General features: G+C 69.7%; 20 protein-coding genes and 3 pseudogenes. 9 read left to right on the top strand and 14 right to left on the bottom strand.

What is annotated here, in order from left to right:
• Positions 1-39: 39 nt before the first annotated feature.
• From ACG83_RS35905 to ACG83_RS41760, 4 genes are all read right to left on the bottom strand, one after another.
• Positions 40-582, bottom strand: coding sequence for an SLATT domain-containing protein (locus tag ACG83_RS35905; RefSeq protein WP_054570711.1), 543 nt, complete (start codon positions 580-582; stop codon positions 40-42).
• Positions 579-3,785, bottom strand: a complete 3,207-nt coding sequence (locus ACG83_RS35900) for a WD40 repeat domain-containing serine/threonine protein kinase (protein WP_161934832.1) — start codon at positions 3,783-3,785, stop codon at positions 579-581. Before ACG83_RS35900 ends, ACG83_RS35905 begins: the two co-directional genes overlap by 4 nt.
• 473 nt (positions 3,786-4,258) lie before the next feature.
• Positions 4,259-5,818 (bottom strand): GGDEF domain-containing protein, encoded by a 1,560-nt coding sequence (locus ACG83_RS47815; RefSeq protein WP_083749388.1) that lies wholly within the window; start codon positions 5,816-5,818, stop codon positions 4,259-4,261.
• Between the two features lie 466 nt (positions 5,819-6,284).
• Positions 6,285-9,275 carry a lamin tail domain-containing protein gene (locus ACG83_RS41760; protein WP_161934831.1) on the bottom strand — a complete coding sequence of 997 codons (2,991 nt, stop codon included), beginning with the start codon at positions 9,273-9,275 and terminating at the stop codon, positions 6,285-6,287.
• Positions 9,276-9,477: 202 nt separating this feature from the next.
• Between ACG83_RS41760 and ACG83_RS35885 the strand changes: the two genes are divergently transcribed.
• Positions 9,478-9,663: a hypothetical protein gene (locus tag ACG83_RS35885; protein ID WP_235498401.1), complete on the top strand. Its 186-nt coding sequence runs from the start codon at positions 9,478-9,480 to the stop codon at positions 9,661-9,663.
• 277 nt (positions 9,664-9,940) lie between these two features.
• On the opposite strand, the gene ACG83_RS35880 is transcribed toward ACG83_RS35885, so the two are convergent.
• A complete protein-coding gene (locus ACG83_RS35880; protein WP_076825645.1) occupies positions 9,941-10,297 on the bottom strand; it encodes a hypothetical protein in 357 nt (118 codons plus the stop codon).
• Between the two features lie 1,091 nt (positions 10,298-11,388).
• On the opposite strand from ACG83_RS35880, the gene ACG83_RS35875 reads away from it, so the two are divergent.
• A complete protein-coding gene (locus ACG83_RS35875) occupies positions 11,389-11,745 on the top strand; it encodes an SH3 domain-containing protein (protein ID WP_054570707.1) in 357 nt (118 codons plus the stop codon).
• A gap of 87 nt (positions 11,746-11,832) precedes the next feature.
• Here the strand turns inward: ACG83_RS35875 and ACG83_RS48200 are convergent.
• From ACG83_RS48200 to ACG83_RS35865, 3 genes and pseudogenes are all read right to left on the bottom strand, one after another.
• A pseudogene (locus tag ACG83_RS48200) lies at positions 11,833-12,177 on the bottom strand (sensor histidine kinase); the annotation flags it as partial.
• A 159-nt stretch (positions 12,178-12,336) separates the two neighbouring features.
• Positions 12,337-12,714: pseudogene (locus ACG83_RS48195) on the bottom strand (HAMP domain-containing protein); the annotation flags it as partial.
• 782 nt (positions 12,715-13,496) lie between these two features.
• Positions 13,497-14,186 carry a response regulator transcription factor gene (locus ACG83_RS35865; protein WP_054570705.1) on the bottom strand — a complete coding sequence of 230 codons (690 nt, stop codon included), beginning with the start codon at positions 14,184-14,186 and terminating at the stop codon, positions 13,497-13,499.
• A 106-nt stretch (positions 14,187-14,292) separates the two neighbouring features.
• Between ACG83_RS35865 and ACG83_RS35860 the strand changes: the two genes are divergently transcribed.
• From ACG83_RS35860 to ACG83_RS48190, 5 genes are all read left to right on the top strand, one after another.
• Positions 14,293-14,922: a hypothetical protein gene (locus ACG83_RS35860; protein WP_054570704.1), complete on the top strand. Its 630-nt coding sequence runs from the start codon at positions 14,293-14,295 to the stop codon at positions 14,920-14,922.
• On the top strand, positions 14,922-15,971 hold the full coding sequence (locus ACG83_RS35855) for a peptidoglycan-binding domain-containing protein (protein ID WP_054570703.1): 1,050 nt from the start codon (positions 14,922-14,924) through the stop codon (positions 15,969-15,971). Before ACG83_RS35860 ends, ACG83_RS35855 begins: the two co-directional genes overlap by 1 nt.
• Positions 15,968-16,738, top strand: a complete 771-nt coding sequence (locus tag ACG83_RS35850; protein ID WP_083473855.1) for an ABC transporter ATP-binding protein — start codon at positions 15,968-15,970, stop codon at positions 16,736-16,738. The genes ACG83_RS35855 and ACG83_RS35850 overlap by 4 nt, the downstream gene beginning before the upstream one ends.
• The gene (locus ACG83_RS35845) at positions 16,735-17,925 is read left to right on the top strand and encodes an ABC transporter permease (protein WP_054570702.1); all 1,191 of its coding nucleotides are present in this window, start codon (positions 16,735-16,737) and stop codon (positions 17,923-17,925) included. Before ACG83_RS35850 ends, ACG83_RS35845 begins: the two co-directional genes overlap by 4 nt.
• A 473-nt stretch (positions 17,926-18,398) precedes the next feature.
• Positions 18,399-18,713 carry a helix-turn-helix transcriptional regulator gene (locus tag ACG83_RS48190; protein WP_054570974.1) on the top strand — a complete coding sequence of 105 codons (315 nt, stop codon included), beginning with the start codon at positions 18,399-18,401 and terminating at the stop codon, positions 18,711-18,713.
• A 488-nt stretch (positions 18,714-19,201) separates the two neighbouring features.
• Here the strand turns inward: ACG83_RS48190 and ACG83_RS48185 are convergent.
• The 5 genes and pseudogenes from ACG83_RS48185 to ACG83_RS35820 all read right to left on the bottom strand — a co-directional run.
• Positions 19,202-19,438, bottom strand: a pseudogene (locus ACG83_RS48185) (PIN domain-containing protein); the annotation flags it as partial.
• A gap of 177 nt (positions 19,439-19,615) precedes the next feature.
• Positions 19,616-19,813, bottom strand: a complete 198-nt coding sequence (locus ACG83_RS35830; protein ID WP_054570701.1) for a hypothetical protein — start codon at positions 19,811-19,813, stop codon at positions 19,616-19,618.
• Positions 19,814-20,093: 280 nt separating this feature from the next.
• Entirely contained in the window at positions 20,094-20,330 is a 237-nt protein-coding gene (locus tag ACG83_RS44810; RefSeq protein WP_131831041.1) for a hypothetical protein, read from the bottom strand.
• A gap of 434 nt (positions 20,331-20,764) precedes the next feature.
• Positions 20,765-21,619 (bottom strand): GNAT family N-acetyltransferase, encoded by an 855-nt coding sequence (locus tag ACG83_RS35825; RefSeq protein WP_054570973.1) that lies wholly within the window; start codon positions 21,617-21,619, stop codon positions 20,765-20,767.
• A gap of 104 nt (positions 21,620-21,723) precedes the next feature.
• Entirely contained in the window at positions 21,724-22,395 is a 672-nt protein-coding gene (locus ACG83_RS35820) for a DMT family transporter (protein WP_063793313.1), read from the bottom strand.
• A gap of 115 nt (positions 22,396-22,510) precedes the next feature.
• Between ACG83_RS35820 and ACG83_RS46280 the strand changes: the two genes are divergently transcribed.
• Together ACG83_RS46280 and ACG83_RS35815 are read left to right on the top strand one after the other, a co-directional pair.
• Positions 22,511-22,756: a hypothetical protein gene (locus tag ACG83_RS46280; RefSeq protein WP_063793312.1), complete on the top strand. Its 246-nt coding sequence runs from the start codon at positions 22,511-22,513 to the stop codon at positions 22,754-22,756.
• 138 nt (positions 22,757-22,894) lie between these two features.
• Entirely contained in the window at positions 22,895-23,398 is a 504-nt protein-coding gene (locus ACG83_RS35815; RefSeq protein ID WP_054570700.1) for a CGNR zinc finger domain-containing protein, read from the top strand.
• 69 nt (positions 23,399-23,467) lie between these two features.
• Here ACG83_RS35815 and ACG83_RS35810 read toward each other — a convergent pair whose 3' ends face one another.
• Complete coding sequence (locus ACG83_RS35810) at positions 23,468-23,776, bottom strand: SDR family NAD(P)-dependent oxidoreductase (protein ID WP_304438454.1); 309 nt, start codon at positions 23,774-23,776, stop codon at positions 23,468-23,470.
• Between the last annotated feature and the right edge of the window lie 1,523 nt (positions 23,777-25,299).

Below are 25,299 nucleotides of genomic sequence, written 5' to 3'. Positions count from 1 at the left end.
CCGCACAACCGACGAACCCGCGGCGATGACCAATGGCCCCTACGGCCGAGGAAGCCGACGAAGCGGCCGGCCACCGCGCTCAGGCGTCGGGGGGCTGGTCCCGGCCGGGCTCGCGGCCGTGGTCCGCGCAAGCAGCTGAGCGCGTTCCCGCAGCTGTTCGAACTGATCCCGGCGATCAGTGCTGCTCAGGAGCGAAAAGTCGACCTCCAGCAGTACCGATACATCCTCTCGGATCTCACGCCAGCCGATGGCCTGCTCTCGAGCCCGAACGGCGCCCACGTCGGGCTGCAGGAATGTCTGGATGGTTGCGAGGACTCCGGAGATGAGAGCGCCGAAGCCGGCGAGCACCGGATACAGCTCGGCGAGGGTGGCGGCCCCGGCCAGGGACGCCAGAATCGCGGCGGGGACGCCAACGCCGTAGTGGAGCCTGCGGCGGCGGTCCGCAAGTCTGCTCCAGGCCTGGACCCGCTCGGCCGCGTCCCGGCGGAGGTTCTCGAGCTGGGCCCGCAGTGGCCCGTCATCAGCCTCGGCAGGCTCAGCCCGACCGGACTGGTCATTCGGGGGATTGCGTTCCAGGTTCATGACCTGCAGGTCTCCCGGTAGGGCAGGTTGGGGATATACAGCGCCCAGTCGTCCCTGCCGGGTCCACTGCCGACCCAGCTGCAGGCCGTGGCCGCGACGTCGTCCGGCACCGCCGTCCGCAGCGACTCGGTGCCCCAGAGACGAATGGTCCCGTCTGCGCCCGCGGTCGCCATCAGAGGCTTGTCACGGGCCACGTTCGTGTCGACGACAGCGCCGAAATGGCCAGCGACGCCCGGCCCAAGCTGGCGCGGTCGGCGCCGGTCCCGGACATCCCAGAAGCTGACCGCCTGACCCTCACCCGCGACGATGAGGATGTCCTCGCCGAGAAATGTCAGGTCGTAGACCGGACTGCGGGTTTCCCGGTCGAGGCGGCCCATGAGTGTGGCATTTTTACCGCCACTCTCGATATTCCAGATCCAGACATTTCCGTCGTCGCCGCCGGCGAACAGTGTCTTCCCGTCCATGCTGAAGGTGATGTCGTTGACCGGCCCCAGCGGGGGGCTGCGCAGTTCGGACAGTTCCTGTGGCTTCGCCGGGTCGTTGACGTCCCAGAGCCTGACCGCGTTGTCGTCACCGGCGGTGGCGAGAAGACCTTGGCCAGCGCGACCGAACTCCACGTCGCGCACTGCCCCCTTGTGGGCGGTGGGGATGCCGCCGACCTGGACCGGCTGACGCGGGTTGGTCACGTTCCAGAGCGCCACCTGACCGTCCTGGGCGCCGGTGACGAGGAGCTTCCCGTCGTCGCTGAACTGCATGTCATGTATGGCTTTACCCGGGTGAGCAGGCTGATCCACGAAAAGCTCGGAGTTCCCACGGTCGGTGATATCGAAGATCGCGAAGCGTCCGGTGTCGCTGGATACGGCCAGCCGGCAGGTGAAGGTGGCACCCGCGCCACAACCGGCGACCGTCGTCTCCAGCGCCGTCCCGAAACCGTTCAGCGGAATGGTTTCGCCGATGTTCTGCGGGCTGGTCGGATCCGCGACGTTCAGAACCCTGATGGTGTTCTGCACGGCGGCGAACAGAGTGGTGCCGTCGGGAGCGAAGGTCATGTCGGCCGCATACAGGCCGGGAATGAGCCCGCCGAGGATGTGCGGCTGGCCGTCCGGAGCCAGGCTCCACAGCAGGACACCGCCGTGCTCGCCGGCAACAGCCAGTGTCTTCCCATCCAGGGCGACGGCGGCGGCGAGCGCCGGGGCACCGTGGTCGTATGTGAACGAGGAAAGGATCCAGTTCGGGTTGGCGGCGTCCCGCACGTCAACCCAGTCTCCCTCATTGACGGTGATCAGCCGACCGTCAGGCGCATAGGCGAGGCCGGTGATCGGGCCCGAGTACTCGGTGTTGCGCGGCGGCAGCACGACGGGTGCGCCGGACTGACCGCTGCCGGCGATTTTCCAGACCCTGGTGGTGCCACCGCGGTCCGCCGTCGCGAGGCTGTCGCCGCCTGCCGAGAACGCGACGGCGCTCACCGGTTTGTCATGGCCGGGAAGGATGGTCGGCTGGCTGTCAGGGAGGGAGAGGTCCCAGAGGAGCACCCCGTCCTCGCCGCCGGTGGCGAGGGTCAGGTTCTTTCCGAAGGCGACCGCGTTGACCGACCCTCGATGGCCGGGAAGCTCGGTCGGCCGACTGTCAGGGCGCAGGATGTCCCGCAGGAGCACCCGCCCGGCGGCATCGGCGGTCGCGAGGGTCCGCCTGTCTTCCGCGAAAGCGATCGCCCTGACCGGATTCCTGTCATGGCCGAGAAGCTCGGTTGGCTTGCCGCCGGCGCTTTCGACGTTCCAGAGAAGAACCCGTCCGTCCTCGCCGGCGGTCACCAGGGTCCTGCTGTCCGCGAAGGCGATCGCGTTGACCCGGGCTCCGTGTGAGAGTGTTATCGGATCTCCGCCGGGCCGGCCCCGCGGCAGGCCCTCGACGATGACCTCCCCGTTGTCGCCAGCGAAGGCGATCCGCTCGCTTTTCGGGGAGAACGCCACGGCGCGCAGTACGCCCTCGTGCTCGATATAGCCCCGATACCCGGTACTGGTCAACGTTCTCTGCAGGGCGGCCCGCGTTTCGTCATTGTCCACGACACTGTTCGCGGCCAGTGCGAGCCGGATGGCCAGCTCCGGGTCGGAGTCCACCAGGCGGTCGGCGTGGGCCAACAGTCCGCCCACCACCGCCGCCTGCCTGCCTGCGCGTTCCTTCCGCGCGTCCGACCGCGCTGTCACCAGCCAGGAGCTGAGCCCGACCACGACGACCAACACCGCCACGAGCAGGGCGGCCATCGCCGCGAGCGGCCTCGGTCGCCACCCGGAGGTCGGAGGGCGCGGCACCGCTCGCACTCTCCGCCGAACCTCGGGATCAAGATGCAGTCGGACACCGGAACTGGAGATCCAATCCGGACCGTAGGCATGCGCGGCGGCGGCAGCGAGGTCTCGCGCGAACTCGACCGCGGAGGGACGCACAGCCGGGTCCTGAGCAAGGGCACGCCTGACTACGTCCGGCACGGATCCGGCGGCCCCTGCAGGTTGCGTCAGCGCCGCGTCGGGGTCGGGGTCAGGTTGCTGCTGGCCAGGTGGCGGCATGGTCGCAGAGGGCGGCGCTCCCGTGAGCATCTCGCGCATGACGACGCCGAGCGCGTAGACGTCGGTGTAGGGCCCGAGTCTGCCGCCGAACATCTGCTCCGGCGCCATGTAGATCGGAGTACCCGTGAGTCCCCGCACGGTGCCCCCCGACGCGGGGATGATCTTCGCGATGCCGAAATCGGCGACCTTTACCTGGTTACGCTCGTCGAAGAGGATGTTGTGCGGCTTGATATCACGGTGGATCACATCGTGCGCGTGCGCGTACGCCAGCGCCTCGGCGACGGCGACGCCCACAGCGCAGGCGAATTCCCCCCGGCTGCGCTGCCCCCTCAGGCGGGAATGAAGGGTTTCCTTCTCCAGCAGCTCCATGACAATCAGGCGCAGCTGCCCGCCTTCGTCCACGGCCTCGACGTAGTCATGGATCTTCACGATGTGCGGGTGGTTCATGCTGGCGAGCACCCGCGCCTCCGAGGGGCGGGCCGGCAGGTCACCCTGCAAAGGCAGCAGATGCTTGATCGCGACATCGCGGCCCAGCAGGCGATGCCTCGCGGCGAAAACCAGCCCGTACGCCCCTTGGCCTAAGGCCTCGCCCACCTCATAGGCCGGCAGCGCCGCCTGTATCCGCTCACGCTCAGCACTCACCATTTCTTGCGAGGCAGCAAGCATTCGGCCGCTACCGCCCAGGTCCGATTCGACCGCGGGTCCGGCCAGCGGAGCACAGTTCCCGCCACAACCACCGGTCGCCATGCGCCTCGCCGCAGATCCGATTCCCACCTGGCGCGCTGCCCGTGCCTGTCAACCCCCGCCCCCTTCGGGTCCCGTGCCCCCGCGACCCCGAGTTTTCGGGTAACTCGTCGTAAGCAAACGGAATGGACCATACATCGAGGAGTCAGCGCCTCCGCGCAGAGCGACTCTACCCGGGATGCTCAGCATGACGGGCGGAGCTTGTCCCTTCACCTCCACGCATGACCCTGCGTGATAACTGCTGGTGGTTCGGGGTAGGCCGGCGTTTCGCCGTGACGTTGGAAGTGACCCGCCTCCAAAGCAGCACGGCCCACCGAGGAGGAAAACGAGCCGGCAGACAACCCGGCAGCTCCCAATAGCCGACGCCGTCGTCAGCCAACCAGCCGGTGGGTGACCATTCCGCGCCGATGGTCCCGCTTTGCGTCGTACATAGCGTGGTCGGCCTGCTCGAGGAGGGAGTCGACTCGTTCGGTGGTGCGGGTTCCCGGTAAGGCGGGTGGCGCGGAACCGGTACTCAGGGCTGGGCTGTCCGCGAGGACGAGGCCGAAACTTGCCTCCGGGCGGTAGAACCTGTCGCCCAGTGCGAGCGGTGCGTGGATGGCGTCCGCGACCCGGTCGGCCAAGCCGGCCAGGCCGGCCAGGTCTTCGCCGCCGCCATCGAGCAGTACCGCGAACTCGTCACCGCCGAGTCGGGCTACGGTGTCGCAGGCCCGGGTGGCGATGCACAGCCGTTCAGCGACATGCCGTAGAAGGGCGTCGCCGGCAGCGTGCCCGTATCGGTCGTTGATGGTCTTGAAACCGTCAAGGTCGCAGTAGAGCAGGCCCACCGGGGAGTCGCCGCGGGCCTGGCGTTCGAGCGCCCACGAGGCCCTGTCGAGGAACAGCGCGCGGTTCGCGAGGCCGGTCAGTGGGTCGTGAAACGCCAGGTACTGGAGGTCGCGCTGGCTTTCGCGGAGCTCGGAGAGCAGCGTGGTGTTGTCAACCACGGTGATCATCTGGCGGACCAGGGTGATCGCGAGCAGGCTGATGACGGCGACGATCTCCACCTGGCCGAGCCTGGTGCCTGCAAGCGCCTCACCGGCCAGGAAGGCTCCCACGGCCACCAGCGGGAGATAAGGGAAGACAGCGTGGCCCCACATCAGAACGGAGTTCGCCCGCCCGGGAACAGGCGGCTGGACGTGCGCCGCCGGGACTACCAGGGCGAGGAGGACCAGCGTCCATCCGAAAGGGAAGCCGAGCAGCTGAGCGGGCGTCGTTGACCCGTGGTCGCCGAGCTGGGAGGCCAGGCCGACGCAGGTCGAGATCGCGAGGGCGAAGAGTCCGCCGCCCAGGAGGACGGGGCGCGGGCCATCGATCGGGCGGCGAAAGGTCGCCAGCAGTACCACCGCCACCGCGACGAGCAGGTTCACGGCGAGGATGAGCGACAGGGACGCGACGTGCGGCGTGCCGGCCCGCAGGGCCGGCTCCAGCACGGTCGACCAGGCGCCGATCGCGAAGGCCCCGACCACGATCACGCTGTCCAGCACCGCGGTGAGCCATCGGCGGCCGCCACCGCGGGTGTCTCGAGGCGTGCCGCTGTCGGCCGCCACCGGTCGCGTCGGTACGGACAACAGGCTGGCGAGCGCGAGTCCGTACGTGGTCAGATAGGCGGCCAGCGGCGGCGGCGCCAGTGCCGTCCGCGGACTGGACCCGGCGACCACGGCGATCTGCACGATGCCGGGAACAGCAGTCAAAGCAGCCAGACCGAGCAGGAGACGCCAGGCACGGGCACGACCGTCATCCCTGGCCTGCCACCATGTCCACCCCCCGGCCACCGCAGCCAGACCGGCGGCCAGCGCGGCGCCGCTGTGGACAGCACGAGCCGCCCGCGCCTCGGGGCCCACGACGGCGATCACTGCCAGCGCAGCCAGGAACACGACACACACGGCCACCAGCCACTCGACCCGCCACGGCCGTGGTCGCCGAGTTCGGGCCGCCCGCCGCTGTGCCATGGCTCCCGTGCCCAGCCTCCCCCCCGTACCTCTCCCCCCGTGCCTTTCCTCGGCCTCGCCACGGTGTGGCAGGACGCGGTGTGGCAGGACGCGGTGTGACAGGAAAGGTACAGCCGGTCCAGAACGCTCCGCCGTCAACTACCTACCCCGCGTCCGCCACCCCGCATCCACCCCGGCAGCAACGCTGCCCGACCAGCGGTCGGACCACCGGGATCCGGATCAGCCCTCAGGGGCTGCGATCGTTCCCACGGCCGCGTTCTCGACTCGACCTCCTGGACCGGACCGCCGAGCTCCTGGAGCGGACCGGCGAGCGGATGTTCGGGAGCGGATGTTCGGGAGCGGGCGGAAACGGCTGTGGGGCCGGGCTTGTCACGCGCCCGGCCCCACAGTCACCTCGCTGGTCTACCTAGCCGACGAGCTTCCAGGCGCCCTTGGAGTTCGTGGGCACCTGGGCCGCGTTGTACCACTGGGCCTGGTAGATGTGGCCCTCGTAGGTCACCTTGTCCCCGGCCACGTAGACGGAGTTGGCGATCCAGGGGGCGGGGTTGGCGTTGTCGACAACCACCTTCCACGAGATGTTCGGGCTGGACCCGGGCACCTGGCCGCGGCTGTAGTACTGCGCGACCCATCGGATGCCGTCGTAAAGAACGACGTCGCCGGCCTTGAAGACCCCGGTCGCCGTCCACAGCACGTTGCCGGCCGCGTCGGTGGCGTACTCCGCCCAGGCGCCGGCGGCCCTCGAACCGGGCGTCTCACCGCTGGTGTAGTAGAGCGCCTGGTACGTCCGGCCGTTGTAGCTGACCTTGTCCCCGGCGTTGTACGCCTTCGTCTTCACCCAGGTGGCCGGCAGCACCACGAGGGCCGCCTTGGCGGTGATCCCCGACGTCTGCCCGGTGAGGACGATCTCGTCCGCACCGAGGACGGCGCCCGCCGGCACCGTCACCGTCGTGCTCAGGCCACCGGTCGAGTTCGCGACGGCCGTGCCGAGGGAACCCGGCGTGGTCGTCAGGGCGACGTCCACCGTCTCGCCCGGCACGAAGCCCTTGCCGGTCACCGTGATCTGGCTGCCGACCGGCGCGCTCGAAGGCGACACACCGGCAGTCGGGACGCCCTGCGCACCGAGGCCGAGGTCGACGTTCAGCGTGCCGGCGTAGAGAGCATGGCCGTTGGTGGCGCTGCCGACGCCGGCACCGTAGATGCCGTCGTCGCCCCAGAGGACCTCACGGGTCTGGCCGCCGGCGGAGCCGACCGGCGCCACCGCGAAGCCCTCGATGTTGTTGTCCGGCAGGCCCGCGGGACGCGAGAAGACCTTCTCCGGGACGATCGACCCGGTCGAGTCGATCTTCAGCAGCGTCGAGGTCACCGCGCAGTCGTTGTCACAGAGCGCCCAGATCCGGCCCAGGTCGGGGTCGTACTGGACGTCCTGCACCTTCGGCAGGCCGGTGGAAACGATGGCGATCCGGGTGAACGAGCCGTTGCCGCCGAGGGCGTAGGCGTAGAGGTTGCCGTTGCTCTCCAGTGCGCCGAAGAAGAGACCGGCGCCGTGGCCCGGGTAGTTCGCCGGGTCGTAGGCCGCACCGGTGCGCTGGTCGACGAACCCGTTCGCCGTCAGGTAGCTGTCCGGGACGTAGGTGACGCCCTCGAAGCCGAGATTCGCCTCGGTGGAGTTACCGGTCGAAAGCCACGGGTACTCGCTGGTGAGATCCCACTGCGCGGTGGCCGTGAGGGTGCTGCCAGCGGCCGACGGGTCGATCCGCAGGATCGAGTTGAGCGCGATCTTGTTCGAGGCGTTGTCCCGCTCGGTCGTCACATAGATCGCGCCGTCGGGGCCTTCGGTGATCCCCTCGGAGTCCGGCTGGCCGGTGCCGCCCGGGAAGAAGATCTGCTTGCCGCCCGTCCAGCCGGGCGCCGCGACGTAGACACCACCCTGCCTGACGAGCTTGAACAGCCAGCTCTTGTTCTTGACCGCCCAGAGGACGCCCGGCTCGGTCCTGGAGAAGACGAGGCCGGAGACGTCACGCCCCTCGGGGCCGGTGCTGGTCTCGAAGTAGCACTGGTTGTCCGCGGTGGTGACCACGGAGCTGCCCGGCCAGGGCAGCGGGCTCGCCGGCAGGTACCGGTCGCTGAGGCTCGGCCCTTCGGGCGCGCAGGGGGCGGGCAGGTCGTTCGGGGTCGGCCCGTTCGGGTTCACGACCTGCTGCTGGCAGGCCGTCGCGTTCGACGCACCGAAGCTGCGCGAGGCGACCGAGGCGAAGACGCCGGTGCCGTCCGGGCAGCGTGCGACCGACGCGGCGCCGAAGCTCGCCGGGTCTTCCGTGCCCGCGGCGCCGGCGGTGTAGGTGACACCGTCGACCTCGGTCCCGGCGGCGCCCGCCGCAGCGTCCGGCAGGTAGACGTGCACCGCGTCACCGCTGCTCGACAGGCCCGGCAGCGACTGGAACCACACGAAACCGTGCGCGGGGACGGACGTAGTCAGCGTGCCGTCGGCGAGGTGGACGCGGTCGGAGAAGACCGTCGCGGAGGTCGGGCCGCCGCTGTCGCCCTGCAGCCAGCCGGTGATGTCCACGGCCGTGCCGCCGGTGTTGACGAGCTCGACCGTGTCGCGGATCGGCGCGGGGGCGTTGTCCGAGGAGACCTCGTTGACCTTGATCTTCGCCCAGTTGGGGTCGGGCGTGAAGGTGCCGCCGCCCGTCCCTGTCCCGCCGCCGGTGCCGGTGCCGGTGCCGCCGCCGGAGGTGGCACGCGGGTCGATGCCGCTGCCGAACTGGCTGGTGCCGGGCGAGCCGGTGTCACCGCCGTTCGGCGCCGCCCACGACTTCGGGTCGTTGGTGAGAGTGGAGAGCTGCCACTGGGTGATGTCGTTGGCGCCGAGAGCCGCCGCCGAGATCGGCACACCCGTCGTGCCCTGCGTACGCGGGCTGGTTCCGTAGACAAGGTTGTCGACCGCCGTGCCGGACGTGTCGTAGACGTGGAGCTCGTCGCCGTTGCCGAGGCCGACGTTCTCACCGCCGAGCACGACGATCGACTCCGCGAGGCCCCACTTGGTGCGGAACGCCGCCGCGGTGGCCTCGGTGACGATCACGGACTGGCCGGGAGCGACGCTACCCAGGCCGGTGAGGCTGAAGTTGAAGGCTCCGCTCGTGCTCTTGTGGCTGTCCGAGAAGGACCAACCGGTCAGGTCGGCGGCGGCATCACCGACGTTGGTGAGCTCGAAGAACTCGTACTTCGCTCCCGAGACGCCGCCAGCCTCCTGGGCATCCTGATATTCGAACTCCGTGAACACGATCTTCGCCGACGCTGCGGCCGAAGCGGCGGTCGCGGGCAGCACAGCGGCCGCGGCGCCTACAACGGTCGAGCAGGCGACTAGGGCGGCAAAGCCGCGGGGGCGCCAGGTCATGGGCGGAGTCTTCCGGGTCACTTGTTCCGCCGGCATCCACGCAGGCGACGCCCACACGAACACTCCAACAATTAATAATCAATTAACACTGTCAACGTTCAACCAACATGTCTCGGCGTGAGGGCTTGAGACTCTTGCGTGGTCACGATTTGACGGAAACAGATGATTCGTCCGCTTCGGGTGCATTGCGGAGGCGACAGGTTTGGCGGCGGGTTTAGACGTCTCCGCCTACATGATCGCGGCGGCCGTCGCCCAGATGGCACGTGACGACGCCGCCACCGCGGCCTTCGCGGCTTTGGACGCACGCAGCCAGGCCGCCCTGGAGCAGACCGCCCCAGAGCAGACCGCCGACCTGCCCGAGGCGGACCCGCCCTCGTCGACGCCCTGACCACAGACGAGCAGGCCCTCGTCCACCGGGTCCTGGCCAGCGCACACAGCTCGCCGGCCTGCTCGGCTCCTGAGCCAGTTACGCGCCATCGCGGTCTTCAGTGCACCCGGAGCCGGAAAGCGTTCGGATGTGTGACCACCGCCCGTGCCGCCGCGGCGGACAAGAGCGCCGCGGTGCTCACGGGCAGGTCGCCACCTGCCGAACGCCGACGCCTACGGAAACAGCCGGCCGGCTGACTCAGCCTGCCGCCGGGACGTTCCAGCGGCAGGATCCGCCGTCAGGGAACGTAGGCGTAGTAACTGGGCCCGCCGATGGTCACGACAACCAGGCCGACCGAACCGTTGTAGATGGTCGAGCCGAGGTAGTGCTCACCGCCGTCCCACCGGTAGACGTCGATCTGCTCGTTGTAGTTCCCGCCCAGCGAGGTGGAGTGGCAGCTGCCGTTCGGGATGATGAAAGTGGACAGGCCACCCCGGCCGGGGAAGCTCACAAAAGAATCGTAGCCCCCGTTGGAGCACAGAATGAGCTGGCCGGGGGCGGCGGCCGACGCCGCTGTCGCAGGTCCAGCCAGCGCGGCCAACAGGGCCAGCACCGCCAGAACCACGACACGGCGCGCCGAAAACAGCCTTCGCATTCTTCGCCAGTCTCCCTTACATCGATCTCGGCCCCGCGGGGCCCCACGCATCTGACACGTCGCCTGCATGTCCGAGGGTTCAGCGACCACGGGTCGCGCGAATCGTGAGCCTGATCACATGAATGGCGGGGATGAAAGGGCTTCCGGTGCCGCGACGGGCGCCGCTGGCCCGATCCGCGATGCGCAGGCGACGCGAATCGACGCGCCGCGACGTCATCGCTGATCGTGGACGGGGGCCGCGCCACCCGACGCAGGTGACAGGCCGGGCGGTGACGCGCTCTCGGCACGGTCAAGCTAGAAGCTGGAACCGCTCGCCTAACTATGTGCGGCCGGCGAATACCGCCAACTGTCGCATTGTTTCGACGCCGGCCCGGTCCGCGAAGCACCAGCTCACCCGGACTGACGCACAGTCACAGTCCAAACGCAAAGAGAATCGCGGTGCGGCGCCGAAACCAGAACCTCCAACGAGTCCAGCCTTCACCGAGGAGGGATCCGAGCTGCGCCGACGCGGCAATCGGCGCAGCCGCTCCCCACCCGGAGCGCCGCGCCGGCGAGCGGGAAGTCGAACCCGAATCCAATACTGAACGTGACATTGAAGTTGGCGGGTTATCAAGCCGCGAGATGAATTATTAAATCCGGCTTGCGTCACGGTGAGAGCTGCCCTATATTCCATTTCGGAGTCGAGTGAACCCCGCAGAGCCCACTCTTCCGGGAGGCCTGTTCGAAACCTCTTCACCACGCACGCAGGACAGGTACACAAGTAGAACAGATCTGCAGGCGGCCAGACCGGGATTCTTCGACGATCCCGGTCTTCTCAGCGCCCTGAGCGCTTCGGTTCGGCGTCGTTGAAGCAAACCCGTCCCCGACCCCCGCCCGGTGGCGCCCCTGTGACGGCGCAGGCGGTCTCGATGCGGTTCAGCGACAATCCGCTCCCGGCTCGACTCCATTCCGGCCGACTCATTTTCTCGCCTGCAAATCGTACGCGAAATCCCTCCGCGACAGTCGGGCGTGATTCATGCGGTGCGGATTCCGCGCGCCCGGCGCATCCCGCCCGACGGCATTTGTTGAGCTGTCCAAGTCAAGGAGCATAAATGCGAATAAGGTCCCTCATCGCGGCCTTCGGTCTCGCCGCGGCCACCAGTGTCTCGACGGTGTTGCTGCCCGCCAGCCCCGCGCTGGCTGCCTCCTGCCCGGACAACGGCTGGGGCATCTACGACGGGAGCACCGGCTACTTCTTCAACACCAACGCCGTCAACATCCGTACCGGCCCGGGTACCGGCTGCACCGCGGTCGGGCAGGGGCAGACGTCCCACTACGTCCAGTACGACTGCTACAAGCTGGGGGACGGCGGCTACACCTGGACGCACCTCTATGACAGCACCACGGGCAAGCAGGGTTGGGTCCGGGACGACCTGCTCGTCGGCTACGGCTCCAACTACCACTGCTGACGTCTCACACTGAGACTGCTCGGCCGGACTGAAACCACTCGGCCGGCGGCCGTTTCGGGCCGCGCTGCGGCGCCCCCGGTGATCTCGTCACCGGGGGCGCTGTTCAGCGTCTGCCGGCGTCGCCGGCAGATCGATCGTGAAGGTGGTTCCGGCGCCGAGACGGCTGGTCACGGCGATCGTGCCGCCGTGGTCGGTCACGATCTGGCGGGCGATCGCCAGGCCCAGGCCGCTGCCGCCGCGCCCGCGGGCCGTGTCCGCCCGCCAGAAACGGTCGAAGACATGCGGCAGATCCGGCGCGGCGATGCCCTTGCCGGTGTCGCCGACCTCGATCGATGCCCGCCCGCCCGTTCCGCGGACCCGCAGCGTGATGGTCCCGCCGGGCGGGGTGGCGGCGACCGCGTTGCGGATCAGGTTGCTCAGCACCTGCCGGAGGCGGTCGGGATCGGCCTGCACGCCGACCGGCTCAGCCGTGTCGATGCGCAGTGCGATGCCCGCGGCTTCGGCGGCGACGCTGTGGGCGGTATGACAGGTCTCCGCGAGTTCGCACAGATCGACGGTCGCCCTGTGGTAGGCCAACCGGCCCGCCTCGGCCAGCGCGAGATCCTGCAGGTCGTCGACGATGCGCTGGTGCAGCAGGGCCTCGTCGTGCAACGAGTGGAACAGTTCCGGGCTCGGCGCGATCACCCCGTCGGCGAGGGCCTCCAGGTAGCCGCGCAGGTTCGCCAGCGGCGTCCGCAGTTCGTGGGCCACGTCGGCGATGAGGCGGCGCTGACGCTCCTCGCTCTGGGCCAGGGACTGGGCCATCCGGTTGAAGGCATGGCCCAGCTCGGCGAGTTCGTCATGGCCGGTGACCGTCACCCGCTCGGCCAGGTCACCCGCGCCGACGCGGCGCGACGCGGCGATCAGCGTACCGATGGGGCGCAGCACGCGCCTGCTGAGCAGCAGCGCGCTGAGGATCGCGGCCAGCATGACGGCCGAGGCCGCCGTGACAATCGACCCGCTGGACAGCCCGTGGGGGTTCTCATCCTGTGCGCCGATGTAGAGCCGCAGGGAGGGCGGCGCGACCTGGCCGATCTGTTCCGTGAGCAGGTTCTGCAGGCAGGTCCTCTCGTCGGGCCGCTGGACGCAGGCCCGGCCGCGGGTGGTGACGGTCTCGCTGTCGAAGGGCTCACTGTCGGCCCGCTGCCGGCAGGCGTCGACGGCCGGGCCCTGATCGTCGATCGCTTCGAAAAGCGGGAAGATCGGCTGACCCCGCCCGTCGGACACCTTCATGTAGAAGACCTGCTGAACGCCGATGCCGGATTCGGTGAGGCAGGCGGCGAAGAGCCAGCCGCGGCGGTACGCGTCGACGAGGGTGATCACCGTCCGGCTGCGGGCGTCGGGGTTGGCGGCGGCTAGCGGCGGCAGGGCCGGCTGCGGGTTGACCGTGGTCGGCGCGCCGGTGACGGCCCGGGCGCGGCGCCCCGCGAGCAGGTCCGAATCGGCGATCGGCTCCCCGCCTGCGGTCTCCAGGCGAATGCGTTGATGCAGTTGGTCGGCGAGGTCGCGCACCGTGCCCGCGACTCCCCGCCACGACCCGTGGAGCCGCCCGTAGGCGGACAGCGCGTCGACGGCGACGGCGGCGTCGTGCCGGCTCGCGGCCACGCTGTCGCTGAGTTCCCGGGATGCCTGCCGTAAGGTCAGCCAGGCTGTGGCGCCGGTGGAGGTGGCCACCAGCAGGACGATGAGCAGCACCACCCGCAGCCGGAAGCTCATCCGGACTGCCCCATCCGGTACCCGCGGCCGTAGACGGTCTGCACGTACCGCGGCCGGCGGGGGTCGCTCTCGACCTTGCGGCGCAGGTTCATGACATGGGCGTCCACGGTTCGTTCCTCGACATGGTGATCGAAACCGAAGGCGCGGTCGATGATCTGTGCCCTGGTGAAGACCCGCCCGGGCTCGGCGGCGAGCACCTGAAGGATGCCGAACTCCTTCGCCGTGAGGTTCACGACGCGCTCGCCGACGCGCACCTCGAAACGCCCGACGTCGACCTGCAGGTCGCCGACGGTCAGGACGACGGTGTCGTCCGCGGCCAGGCGGCCGGAGCGGCGCAGCAGCGCACGGACCCGCGCGGTCAGCTCGCGCGGACTGTACGGCTTGGTCAGGTAGTCGTCGGCACCCATGTGCAGCCCGACCAGCAGGTCATTCTCGGTGGCGCGGGCCGTGAGCAGCAGGATCGGCACGTCGGACTCGCCGCGAAGAACACGGCAGATTTCCAGGCCGTCCATGCCGGGCATCATGATGTCGAGAACGACGAGATCGGGCCGGTCCGCCCGGCACCGATCCAGTGCGGTGAGCCCATCATCGGCGACCTGCACGCTGTGACCTTCGCGTTCCAGGTAGATCCGCACCAGATTCGCCTGCTTGACGTCGTCCTCGGCTACCAGAATACGAGCCCCCACCGGCGGCTCCTCCCCGTTCCGTCTGCACAGAAGATATCCGTGAGGCACTCGCGGAGGCCGGCACGGGGCCGACCGCGGGGACGGTGCGGCCGGGCCCGGAACCCACATGAGGTACGGACAGATTCTTGACGGGTTCTTCACAGCCGCCGCCTATCGTGCCCTCATGCGGTGGAGCCGAGTACCCCTGGGACTGTTGGTGATCGTCGTGACGGGCGCCGCCCTGGCCGGCTGCGGAGGGGGGAAAGACGAACCGCGGGTCGCCACCGCGGGCGGCAGGCCGACGGCGGCCGCCACCGCCACCGGCGACCCGGTGACGGCGTATGTCGAAGGCGTCCGCGCCTACGTGGCGTGCCTACGCGCCGAAGGGCTCAAGGTGACCGACCCGAACGCTCAGGGGAAATTCACCTTCGAAGGCGACCTCCAGCTCCTGAAGAGTGACCCGAAATTCACCACCGCCCAGCAGAAGTGCAAGAAGCTCCTGCCCGCGGTCCCGTCGGTTCTGCAGAGCAGGCCCGCCCGGACGCAGGAGGAGATAAAAATGGCCCGCGACTATGCGAAGTGCATGCGGGAGAACGGCGCGGCGGACTTTCCTGACCCCGGGCCCGACGGCTACTACCCGGCATCGGCCCCGGGTGAGCAGGGGTGGGACCAGACGTCGGAGGGCGCGCGCCGCGCCACCCAGGCCTGCGCGTCGATCATCGGAGATCCGTCGGCAACCAGCGGCGGAGTGGGCTGATGCGCGGACGCCGGCTGCGGACGAGCGTCATCACCGCCGCCGCTGCGCTGATCGTCCTGGCCGTCGCGGCCTCGGTCGGCTTCGGCTGGCGGGGCGGCGGGACCAGCGCGCGGACGGCGCCCGACCGGAGCACCACCACCACGATCAAGCTGGGCACCCTCGTCGACTACGTCACCGTGGACGGCAGCACCGGGTACGGCGCGGGCCTGAAGGTGGCGAGCAAGGCGGACGGAACCGTCACCTGGCTACCCGACGAAGGGTCCACCGTTGAGCGCGGACAGGCTTTGCTGAGGGTGAACGACCTTCCGGTCGTGCTGCTCTACGGGCAGCTGCCCATGTACCGGTCGCTGAACGTGGGGGTCAAGGGCAACGACGTCGCCCAGTTCGAACAGAACCTCCAGGCCCTGGGCTATCAGGGTTTCACCGCGGACCAGGAGTTCACCGCCTCCACCGGGACCGCCGTGAAACGCTGGCAGCGCGATCTCGGGCTGCCCGACACCGGGACGGTCGAGCCCGGGCAGGTGATCTATGCGGCGGACCGCCTGCGCGTGTCCGAGCGGCTGGTGGGCGTCGGTGCCGCCGCTCCGGCCGACGTGCTGTCCGCGACCACGACGACCAAGGTGGTGACCGCGTCCGTCGACGAGTCCGAGGCCGCCTGGGCGGTACCCGGCGCCCCGGTGACGGTCACCCTCCCCGCGGGGAAGACCGCCGCGGGCACGGTCTCCTCCGCCGCGCAGCCGTCCTCGTCCACCGGTTCGGAAGGCGGCGACTCCAAGGTCCACCTGACCGTCGCGGTGCAGGACCAACAGGCCCTGAACGGCGTCGACGGCGCCGTGACCATCCGGCACGTGGTCCGCGAGAAGAAGGGTGCGCTCACCGTCCCCGTCGCGGCCCTCCTGGCCCTCGCCGAGGGGGGTTACGGCCTGGAGCTCGTGGAAGGCGATTCCACCCGGGTCGTCGCCGCGCAGGTGGGCATGTTCGCCGAGGGGCGGGTCGAGGTCTCCGGACCGGATCTCCGCGTCGGGCTCACCGTGGAGCTGCCGCAGTGACCCGCGCGGCGGCCCGTGCCGCGACCCCGGCCGTGACCCCCGCGGTGGAACTGACGGACGTCTCGAAGGTCTATCCCGGCGGTGTGACGGCGCTGAGCGGCGTCAACCTCGTCGTCCGGCGCGGCGAACTGGCCGGGATCGTCGGCCCGTCGGGCTCGGGCAAGTCCACGATGCTGCATGTGCTGGGCACGCTGGACCGGCCGACGGCCGGCAGCGTGCGCATCGACGGGCATGAGGTCGCCGCCTTGTCCGATCGGGCGCTGTCCGCCCTGCGCGCCACCGCGATCGGCTTCGTCTTCCAGCAGTTCCACCTGCCGCCCGGGGTGCCGGCGGTGGAGATCGTGGCCGACGGTCTGCTGTATTCGGGCGTGCATCTGCGTGACCGGCTGCGCCGGGCGCGGTCCGCGCTGGACCGGGTCGGGCTGGGCCACCGCACCGGCCATCTACCCAACGCGCTGTCCGGCGGTGAGCGCCAGCGGGTAGCGATCGCCCGAGCCGTCGTCGGGGAGCCCGTGCTGCTCCTGGCCGACGAGCCCACCGGCAACCTCGACAGCGTCTCCGGTGAATCGGTTCTGGAACTGCTCGTCGAGCTGAACGCGGCGGGCACCACCGTCCTCGTCATCACACATGACCAGCAGATCGCGGCGCGGCTGCCGCGCCGCATCGAACTTCGTGACGGCCGCATCGTCCACGATTCGGCCGTCACCGCCGATGCAGCCGGGACGGCCGGTGCAGCCGCTGCGACGAATGCTGCGGGAATGCCGTGAGCGCGCCCCGCGTCGGGCGCCTCAGCCCGGCCGACATCGCCCGGCTCGGCGCGGTCGGGCTGCGTTCACGGCCGCTGCGCGTCTCGCTGTCAGCCCTCGGAATCGCGATCGGCATCGGGGCGATGCTCGCGGTCGTCGGCATCTCGGCATCCAGCCACGCGGAACTCGACCAGACGCTCAGCCGGCTGGGCACGAATCTGCTCACCGTCGCGCCGGGCAACACGGTCTTCGGTGAGAGCACGAAACTGCCGGCCGAGGCCGTACAGATGATCGACCGGATCGGGCCGGTCGAGACGGCCGCCGCCACCGGGAAGGTCCCCGCGTACATCTACCGCAACGACCACATCCCACCGGGAGAAACCGGCAGCATCGAAGTCCTCGCCGTCGATCGTGACCTGCCGGGCACCGTGCACGCCGAGCTGAGCGCCGGCTCGTGGCTGACCCCGGCGACGGCGACCTACCCCGCCGTCGTCCTCGGCGCCCAGGCGGCCCAGCGGCTGGACCTGAACGGCCCGGGCACCCGGGTGTGGCTCGGCCGGCAGTGGTACGCCGTCGTCGGAGTCCTCGCGCCGGTGCCCCTCGCGCCGGAACTCGACAGCGCCGCCCTCATCGGCTGGACGGCGGCGAAGACCTACGCCGGCTTCGACGGCCATCCGACCACGGTCTACGTCCGGACGGTGGAAAGCGAGATCGCAGCCACCCGATCAGTGCTGGGGCGGACGGCCAACCCGGCGAACCCCGAGGAGGTGGCCGTCTCACGCCCCTCCGACGCGCTGAAGGCCAAGGAGGCCACCGACGACACCCTCACCGCGCTGCTCCTCGGCCTCGGCGCAGTGGCGCTGCTCGTCGGCGGCGTGGGGGTCGCCAACACGATGGTCATCTCCGTCCTGGAACGGCGCGCCGAGATCGGCCTGCGCCGGTCGCTGGGTGCCACCCGGGGGCATGTGCGGGCGCAGTTCCTGAGCGAATCGCTGCTGCTGTCCGGCCTCGGCGGGGGCGGTGGTGTGGCGCTGGGTGTCGTCGTGACCGGCATCTACGCCATCACCCGGGGATGGCCGCCGGTCGTGCCCGGATGGGCGACGGTCGGCGGCTTCACCGCCACCCTGGTCATCGGCGTCCTGGCCGGGCTCTACCCGGCGGTGCGGGCCAGCCGGGTCACTCCAGCGGAGGCCCTCTCCTCGTCCTGAGCACGGGCGCCGCTCAGTACGGGCGTCGCCGCGGTGCCGGCACCGCGGCGAGCCGACCGACATCGCGGCGACCGAGCACAGTGATTCGAAGGTGGACCAGTTCTCCACGACCAGCCAACGTCCACCGCCGAAGAACGGCCGGACAGCTGCTCCAGCCCGACAGCCTCCTGCCGAACGGTGAGGCCGCTCACCAGGGCGGTGCGCACCCGCTCGCCAAGATGACCACCAAACCACTGTTCCGACCACCCGGCTAGCTCGGCCGACACCGGTGGCTGCGTGAGCCGGTGTTCGGAGGCCAGGGCGAGCTCGTAGAGCTCGCGGCACGGCATAACGGCCGGCCATCCGGCGGACTGAGCCACACTGGCCGCGAGCCGGGCGGCTCTGAGCCCTCCGGCATCAAGATCACCAAAATAGAGCACCGGTTTCTCGGGCGAGACACCCGCGTCCGCGAGCGCCTGGACGCGGGTGCCGACCTGGGTACCGGCGCCGAAGATGACCCGCCCGTCAAAGCTGATTCCGAGCACGACCGCCGCGAGGTCGAAGCAGGGGCCGGGCGGCTCGTGGCGGAGAACCGCGCACATCGGCTCGCCGAGATGCGTCGAAGCCTGGGCCTCACCCAGGCAGAAGTCGCCGACCGCATGCATGTCCGGCAGGAGCGCGTCTCCGCCATCGAGCGGGCCAACATCGACGCCAGCGAGCTACGCACCCTCGCCGCCTACGTCAAAGCACTCGGCGGGCAGCTGGAGATCATCGCGGACTTCGGAGGGGAACGGCTCGTTATCGGCTGAACGACCTTTGCCTGCCCGACCGGCACCCCAGGAGATTCCAGCACCTGCCCCACCGATGCTCTCACCCGAATCCGAGACTCTCATCGCGTCGCCGATCAGGTCGACGGGCGGTTTCTGGCAGGCAGTGCAGCGAGAGCGTCCCGTCGGCACGATGGCAGGGCCAACCTGAGCGCTGGTGCCGGCGGGTAACAAGCCCAAACGAGACCAGGATCGAGACCACAAAGCCCGCCAAGATCCTTGGCGGGCTTTACTTTACCTAGTACTGATGGTGGACAGAACCGGGCACAACCCCAACCGCCACCCCGTGATCCCCGGCCCCGCGATCTCCATCCCCGATCGCATAAACAGACCGCCGACCAGCAGAAACACACTGCCACGCCGCCATACGTCTGCCACCGATCCATCGGCCACGACTGCCGGAGATCAGTACGGCCGGGTGCCGGGCGCGGTCCGGCCCCGCACACCACTGTCCAAGTCGGGAACAGCGGTTACTCCTCGCCGAGAATCCGTAGACCGTGATGATCCCTGAAGTACATGTAGTCCTTCAGGTTCAAGGTGGCGAGCGGCAGATTGTGGGTAAGGCAGCAGGCAGCGATCCACATGTCGTTGACCGGCCGGGGCTGTCCGGCCCGGGTGGCGGCCGCGGAGAGTATGCCCCAGGTAGCGGCAACTGCTTCGTCGCCAGGCAGTACAGGGATTCCTGAAAGCCAGTCTGCGAGTTCCTGACGTCGGCGACTGCCCCAGTCTCACAGGTCTGTCCACTTGGTGAGCTCACCAAAGGTCACGAACGTGATCAGTGGCCGGCGGCCGATCAGGCGAGTTGCCACGGGTCCGCCGAACCTGCGCTTGTGGCTCAGGGAGACGATGTCGGTGTCAAGGACGACAGACTGCACGGCGACGACTCAGGCAACGTCGCGACGACGCTCGGCATAGGTGAACGCGAGGAACTCGTCGAGCTCCTCGTCAGAATCGAAGGTGTCGGCGGCCAAGTCGTCGAGGGACCGGATCGGTTGGGTGCCTCTCGCGGCCAAGAGCTCCTCGACGCTGACCGTGGGGCGCAGCGGCGGGTACAGCGGATGGCCGATCTCTGGAGCGCCCATAGACGAGACCTCCTCGCTGGTGTCTCCGCCACGCTACGAACCGAGACCAGCATACGGCGCTCCGCGCAGGTCGCGACCCGAACGACCCCCAGATGCCGGCGAGATCCCACGGAGGTCACAGCCCAGGACGATCCCATGCGATCATGTTCGCCCCGCCGGCAGCGACCTTGGGCGGCTTGAGCCGGCCCATCGGGTTGTCGACCTTGTCTTCGTCCGCATGCCAATTGAAAACTACTGCAGGGCCCGGTACTGGTTGTTGGCGTAGCTGTCCGAGTACTGATCAAGGAGGTAGACCAGCCACGCGCGGACGTTGTCCGCGGTGACGTCCGTCCAGTCGTCGTTGCTTGGTGTGCGCGAGCAGGTGCGCGGCGGCGAACCATTGCGCTGCTTCGACGTACGTGCGGATCATCTTGGGGGACTTGCCTTCGGCGCTCAGGTGGAGCCGGAAGGAGTTGATCACGGGCTGGAACGGGCCAGCGATCAAGGTCTTGGGTTGCCGGGGCCGGGAAGCCGTCATCGAAAGTTTTCCTCTGTTCCAGCGCTGTGCGACGGACGGTTTAACCGGCCTGTCGACGTTTGCGCTGGTCAGACGGGGAGAGTGGACAGAACCGGGCACAACCCGAACCTCCACCCCACCATCCCCGGCCCCACGATCACCGTCCCCGATCGCACAAGCAGGCCGCCTACCAGTGGAAACACACGGCGACGCAGGCATACGGCGCCGCCCAGAATCCCGGCCGCCGCCGGCGGCTGACCCCAGGGTTGGGGCTGCGGTCCGCAGCCCCAACCCTGCCGAGTCCGGGAATCTAGACGCGTCCGACTCCCGTGCCGCCCCGCCCCAGCCGGCGACGGAGGCGGTAACCGCCGGTCTGACAGCGTCGTCGGCGTGCTCGGCGACGCCCGGCCGTCTCCCCGCTCATCGGCGAACTCGCCTTTCCGGCAGTGGGCCGTTCAGGCGTGTTTCACGAGCACGGCCCGGGTGTAGAGCAGGTCGAATCCCTGGCGCTGCGCGTTCTGCTGGGATGTGGAGCCGGGCTGGGTGGTGACGACCGCGATGTCGCAGCCGGCGGTGACCGCGTCGGCGAGCCGGGCGGCCAGCAGCGCCGACTGCACACCGCGGCGCCGGTGCGCGGGCGCCGTCGCCGCGCCGGTGAGCTGCGCGACGCCGTCAGCCGTACGCATGCTGGCACCACCGGCGACAGATCCGTCGCACAAAGCGAGGTAGCGTCGGACACCGGATGCCGCCATGTCGCGCACGGCGTCCGCGAGCACCTCGCGCGGGAAGTCCTCGTGCGAGGGCACCCCCTGCGTGTCGGGGTGGGCGAAGCCGTCGAAGGCGACGTCGAGCCACAGCTCGAACTCGTCGTCGCCGCTCGGCCGGACCTCGACGCCTGGTGGCCTCGTCTGGTCCGGGCAGCCTTCCAGGACACGGCCGAGCACGTTCTCGAATGACATCAGCCGGTAACCGCGACCGGTCAGCAGCTCGCCGACCGCCGGGTCGGCGAGATGGGCCAGTTCGACCTGGACCGGGGAGCCACAGGCCGCGAACGCCCGCTCGACCTCGTCGAGGTCGGCTGCCTCGGGCGCTCCGGCGAAGCCGAGTCCGACAATCTTGTTCAGCGGTGAGCCCTCGTCGGCGAAGCTCGCCACGCCGCCGGCAAGGGGCGTGGCGAACCCGGTGGCACCCGGTCGACGGCGGCGGGCTGCCTCGCTGCTTTCAGTGATGAGTTGGGCTTCGGCCCGCTCGATGCGCTCGGCGAGGGCGACGGCGCAGAACAGCGGCTGCCCGTCAGGACGGTGTGGCATGGGGACTCCCAGAGCTGAGGCCTGCGGTTCGCCGGCGGTTGGAGAAGCGAGCACGACCGGGTACGCCAGCGGCGGCATGACGCCCAGGCCGCAGGGAAACATGATCACGGCTCCTTTTCGTGACGTCCACGCGAACCGGAGTGGACCTCGACCATGGCCGGGGGTTCACCGGTGGTGCGACCGGTCAGGTCGTCGAGCGGATGTTGCCGGGCATACGCCGAGCCCCTGAGCAGGAGCATTGCCAGACCGACGAGGATGGCTGTGCCTCCTGCCCACTGCAGCGCCGTCGGGCGCTCTCCGAGGAAGGCGACGGACGTGGCCGTGCCGACCACCGGTGTCAGATTCAGCAGCTGACCGGCACGGGCGGCGGGCACCCGGCCGATGCCCCGGTTGAACGCGACCCCGGCCACTACGCCGCAGAGCGCGACGGCGGCACACGCGGCCCAGGCTGTGATGCCGGCAGTACCCAGCCGGCTGCCTCCCTCGGTCCAGGCGACGGCGGCAAACGGTGCCGCGCTCAACGTTCCGCCGGTCGTCTGCCAGGCGCTGGCGTTGACGCCGTCACCGACATCGCCGTAACGGCGGGTGGCGACGAGGAACACCGCCGCCGCGACGACCGCGCCGAGGACGAGGAGATTGCCGGCCGTCATGTTCCCGCCCGGTCGGTCGACGCCAGGCTCCAACGCCACGAGCGCGCCGCCCGCGAGGCCGACGACGAGCGCGACTACCCCCCGGCCGGGCAGTCGTTCCCTCAGGACGGCGACAGCCAGCAGCACCGACAGCAGGGGTTCGGCCGCCAGAAGCAGGGCTGCCGTTCGAGGCGCTGGTGCGGGCCAGCCCCAGGTCGCCCAGCAGAAACGCCAGGCCAGGCACCGGCGCGCCGAGCAGCAGGTGCCGCCCCGCTCCGCGCCGGTGCAGCCGCCCGGTCGCCGCCGCCGTCCCGAGCAGTACCGCGGCGGCACCGCCGAGTTCGACCGCCAGCAGGTCGGCCGGGCGCACGGCCTGCAGGGCGGCCACCGAGACGGTGGTGCCCACCCCGTCGACGGCGGCGGCGACGATGATCGACAACTCGCCGGCTCGGGCCTGGATGCCGGTCGTGGTGCCGCCGTGCGGTGCCACCGAAGCCTCCCGTCCTGACACCACCCCACCGGTGATGTAACCGCTGTAACGGTCACACTGGTTATCCAGATGGTCAACCGATTAATCTCGTACGGTGGTTAGGTGATGCAGGAGCCGGGGTGGCCAGGCCTTTCAGACGAAGAGCTCCTGGTAGCGGTGGCCAACACCGGGCACGGCGAGCACGACGAACTCGCCGATCCGCCCGCGATGCGGGCCTGGTGGGCAGCCCTGGACGCGCCAGCCGACCTGGGATCCGTGCGGCCCGACACCCCTGAGGACCTGACGACGCTTCGCGCTCTGCGCGCCGTGGTCCGCGGCCTCGCCCTGCGTAACAATGGCGTCGACATCCGGGTCGACCCTGCCGGGCTCGACCGGCTCACCCTGCGTCCGGATCTGCGTGGTAGCCCGTCCCTGCTTGCGGTCGGCCCCGACGGGCTCGTTCGCGACGTCTGCGCGGCCACCGTCACGGCCCTTCTGCGTGCCACGGCGCGACCCGGCTGGCCCCGGCTCAAGGCCTGCCGGGGGGCGGACTGCCGATGGGTCTTCGTTGACGGTTCCCGCAACACCTCGCGGCGCTGGTGCGACATGGCCGCGTGCGGGAACCGCGCCAAGAGCGCGTCGTTCCGCGTCCGCCACCGCGCCTCCGAAGCGGCTGGCTGAACCGCCCGGCCAGGCCGAGCCGGGCGGTCCCCGTGGCGTTTGCGCCCTCTTCCGAGGGCGGCGCCCAGGTCAACCAGCCAGCATCTCCTCCAGCCGGACCGGGTCGGCCAGGTACACCGAACCGGCGCCGGCCGAGGCGTCGTCGGGCCACACGACGCTGTCACCGTCGGCGACGCCGTCGAGGATGCGCGCGGCGACGACCTCGGGCGCGGCCCTGTCGGCATCGACCCCGGCGAGCATGTCAGTGCCGATGCCACCGGGGTACGCCCCCACAACCGTGATGCCCGTACCGCGCAGCTCGGCCCGCAGGGCCTGGGTCATGGAGTGCACGGCGGCCTTGGAGGCGCTGTAGCCGGCCATCGGGCCAACCGGTGCCAGCGCCGATCAGGTGAGCAGTTTGACAATCGCCCCACCGCCGTTGGCCTTCAACGCCGGCACGAACGCTCGGGTGATCCGCAGTGTGCCCAGGTAGTTGGTGCGCAGGTCATGCTTCCCTGAGGACTAACCCATGAACAACCTGAAGCCCGCAACGATCCACCAGATTCACCGAACCTCGCGGACCGCTCTGAACGAGGCCGAGCGGCGTCGCTGGATCGTGAAGAACCCTCCGGCCATCACCAAGCCGCGAGCCGTTCGCCTTCGACGCGACCGACTAAGGCGAATGGCGCAGCCTGCACCGAGGCCGGCGTGCGCCGAGCGCGGCTCCACGATGCCCGCCGAAGTCGCAGGCGAGCACGGCTACCCGGTAGCAGCCCGTGCACAGCGAGGTCCGGACCGGCATCGCCGATCTGGTCGGTGATCTGCTCCGGCACACGCCAAGCCCGGACGACGAGGGACACGACGGCACGGCCGGCACTTGGCCCTGACCGTAGCAAGGTAGCAAAGAGCAACTGAGCCCAGATTTGAGACCAACGAGGCCACTGGCGCTGCCGGCGGCCTCTGCCCGCACATGAAAGAAGAAAAGCCGCTCGCGCGAAGCGCAGCGGCCGGGGGGTCGGGGGGCGAAGCCCCCTGAGGCGGGGGTTCCAGGGGGTAGCCCCCCTGGGCCAGCATGGCGCGGGAGCCCGGGAAGGTGGTCAAAGACCGCCGAACAGAGGAAGGTCGATCGCGTGGACAGAACCGGGCACAACCCGAACCACCACCCCACCATCCCCGGCCCCGCAATCGCCATCCCCCATCACACGAACAGGCCGTCTACCGGCGGAACCGCGCGCTCGCGCCGTCGTACGTCCACAACCGACACACCAGTTGCTGCTGCTGCCGGGTGACCGTACGGGGCCGGGCGCGGTCCGCGGTCCGACGTCCCGGGTCCATGGCACGCCAATGTCCGCGTCGACTACCTTCTCCGAAGGTCGCTGACGTACGCGCCGGTTCACCCGCGTTGCCACACCCGTTGCCACCTCAAAACTCCCACGACTGGGATCTCGCCGAGGCTGTCGCACCGCCGTGCGCGCCAAGCCCCATCGGTAGTGCCGCGCGTCGAGCACCTCCGGGCTGACGCACACACACCCACCGTTGATCGGACCTCTCGGCCCCTGCTCGACCGGAGGCGACAGACAGTTCGGGACTGACATGTCCTGCCCAGCGTCTGTCTGCGGCGGGACCCGGCCCCAAAGGCACCGCCATCGCCACCGCCTCCGGCAGCGGCAGCCAGAACCCAAGGAACATGATCGGAGGTGGTAGCAGCTCGGCGACGCGTCGGTGTCGCCCGACACTGGACTGGGTCGGGCGAGCCGAACCACCCGTCACCAGCCCAAGGGTCTTTTATGTAGTTTGAGCCTTTTCAAAGTCGATTTTCCTAAAGGCCCTCACTGGAGAGGACGAGGACGGCCTGGGCGAAGATGCCGACGCGGCGTGGGCAGCCGCGGAAACGGTCGAATATGTGCCAGTTCTTGAGGACC

The sequence above is a fragment of the Frankia sp. R43 genome (assembly GCF_001306465.1).
Taxonomy (GTDB): Bacteria; Actinomycetota; Actinomycetes; order Frankiales; family Frankiaceae; genus Parafrankia; species Parafrankia irregularis.
This window is presented reverse-complemented; position numbering and strand designations above follow the sequence as displayed.

What these genes read in the sequence shown, in the direction of transcription:
- ACG83_RS35825 (WP_054570973.1), bottom strand. Translation starts at nt 21,619, where the DNA reads ATGCCACACCGTCCTGACGGGCAGCCGCTGTTCTGCGCCGTCGCCCTC.
- ACG83_RS35830 (WP_054570701.1), bottom strand. Translation starts at nt 19,813, where the DNA reads ATGGGCGCTCCAGAGATCGGCCATCCGCTGTACCCGCCGCTGCGCCCC.
- ACG83_RS41760 (WP_161934831.1), bottom strand. Translation starts at nt 9,275, where the DNA reads ATGACCTGGCGCCCCCGCGGCTTTGCCGCCCTAGTCGCCTGCTCGACC.
- ACG83_RS35905 (WP_054570711.1), bottom strand. Translation starts at nt 582, where the DNA reads ATGAACCTGGAACGCAATCCCCCGAATGACCAGTCCGGTCGGGCTGAG.
- ACG83_RS35875 (WP_054570707.1), top strand. Translation starts at nt 11,389, where the DNA reads ATGCGAATAAGGTCCCTCATCGCGGCCTTCGGTCTCGCCGCGGCCACC.
- ACG83_RS35880 (WP_076825645.1), bottom strand. Translation starts at nt 10,297, where the DNA reads ATGCGAAGGCTGTTTTCGGCGCGCCGTGTCGTGGTTCTGGCGGTGCTG.
- ACG83_RS44810 (WP_131831041.1), bottom strand. Translation starts at nt 20,330, where the DNA reads ATGACGGCTTCCCGGCCCCGGCAACCCAAGACCTTGATCGCTGGCCCG.
- ACG83_RS35860 (WP_054570704.1), top strand. Translation starts at nt 14,293, where the DNA reads ATGAGGTACGGACAGATTCTTGACGGGTTCTTCACAGCCGCCGCCTAT.
- ACG83_RS35855 (WP_054570703.1), top strand. Translation starts at nt 14,922, where the DNA reads ATGCGCGGACGCCGGCTGCGGACGAGCGTCATCACCGCCGCCGCTGCG.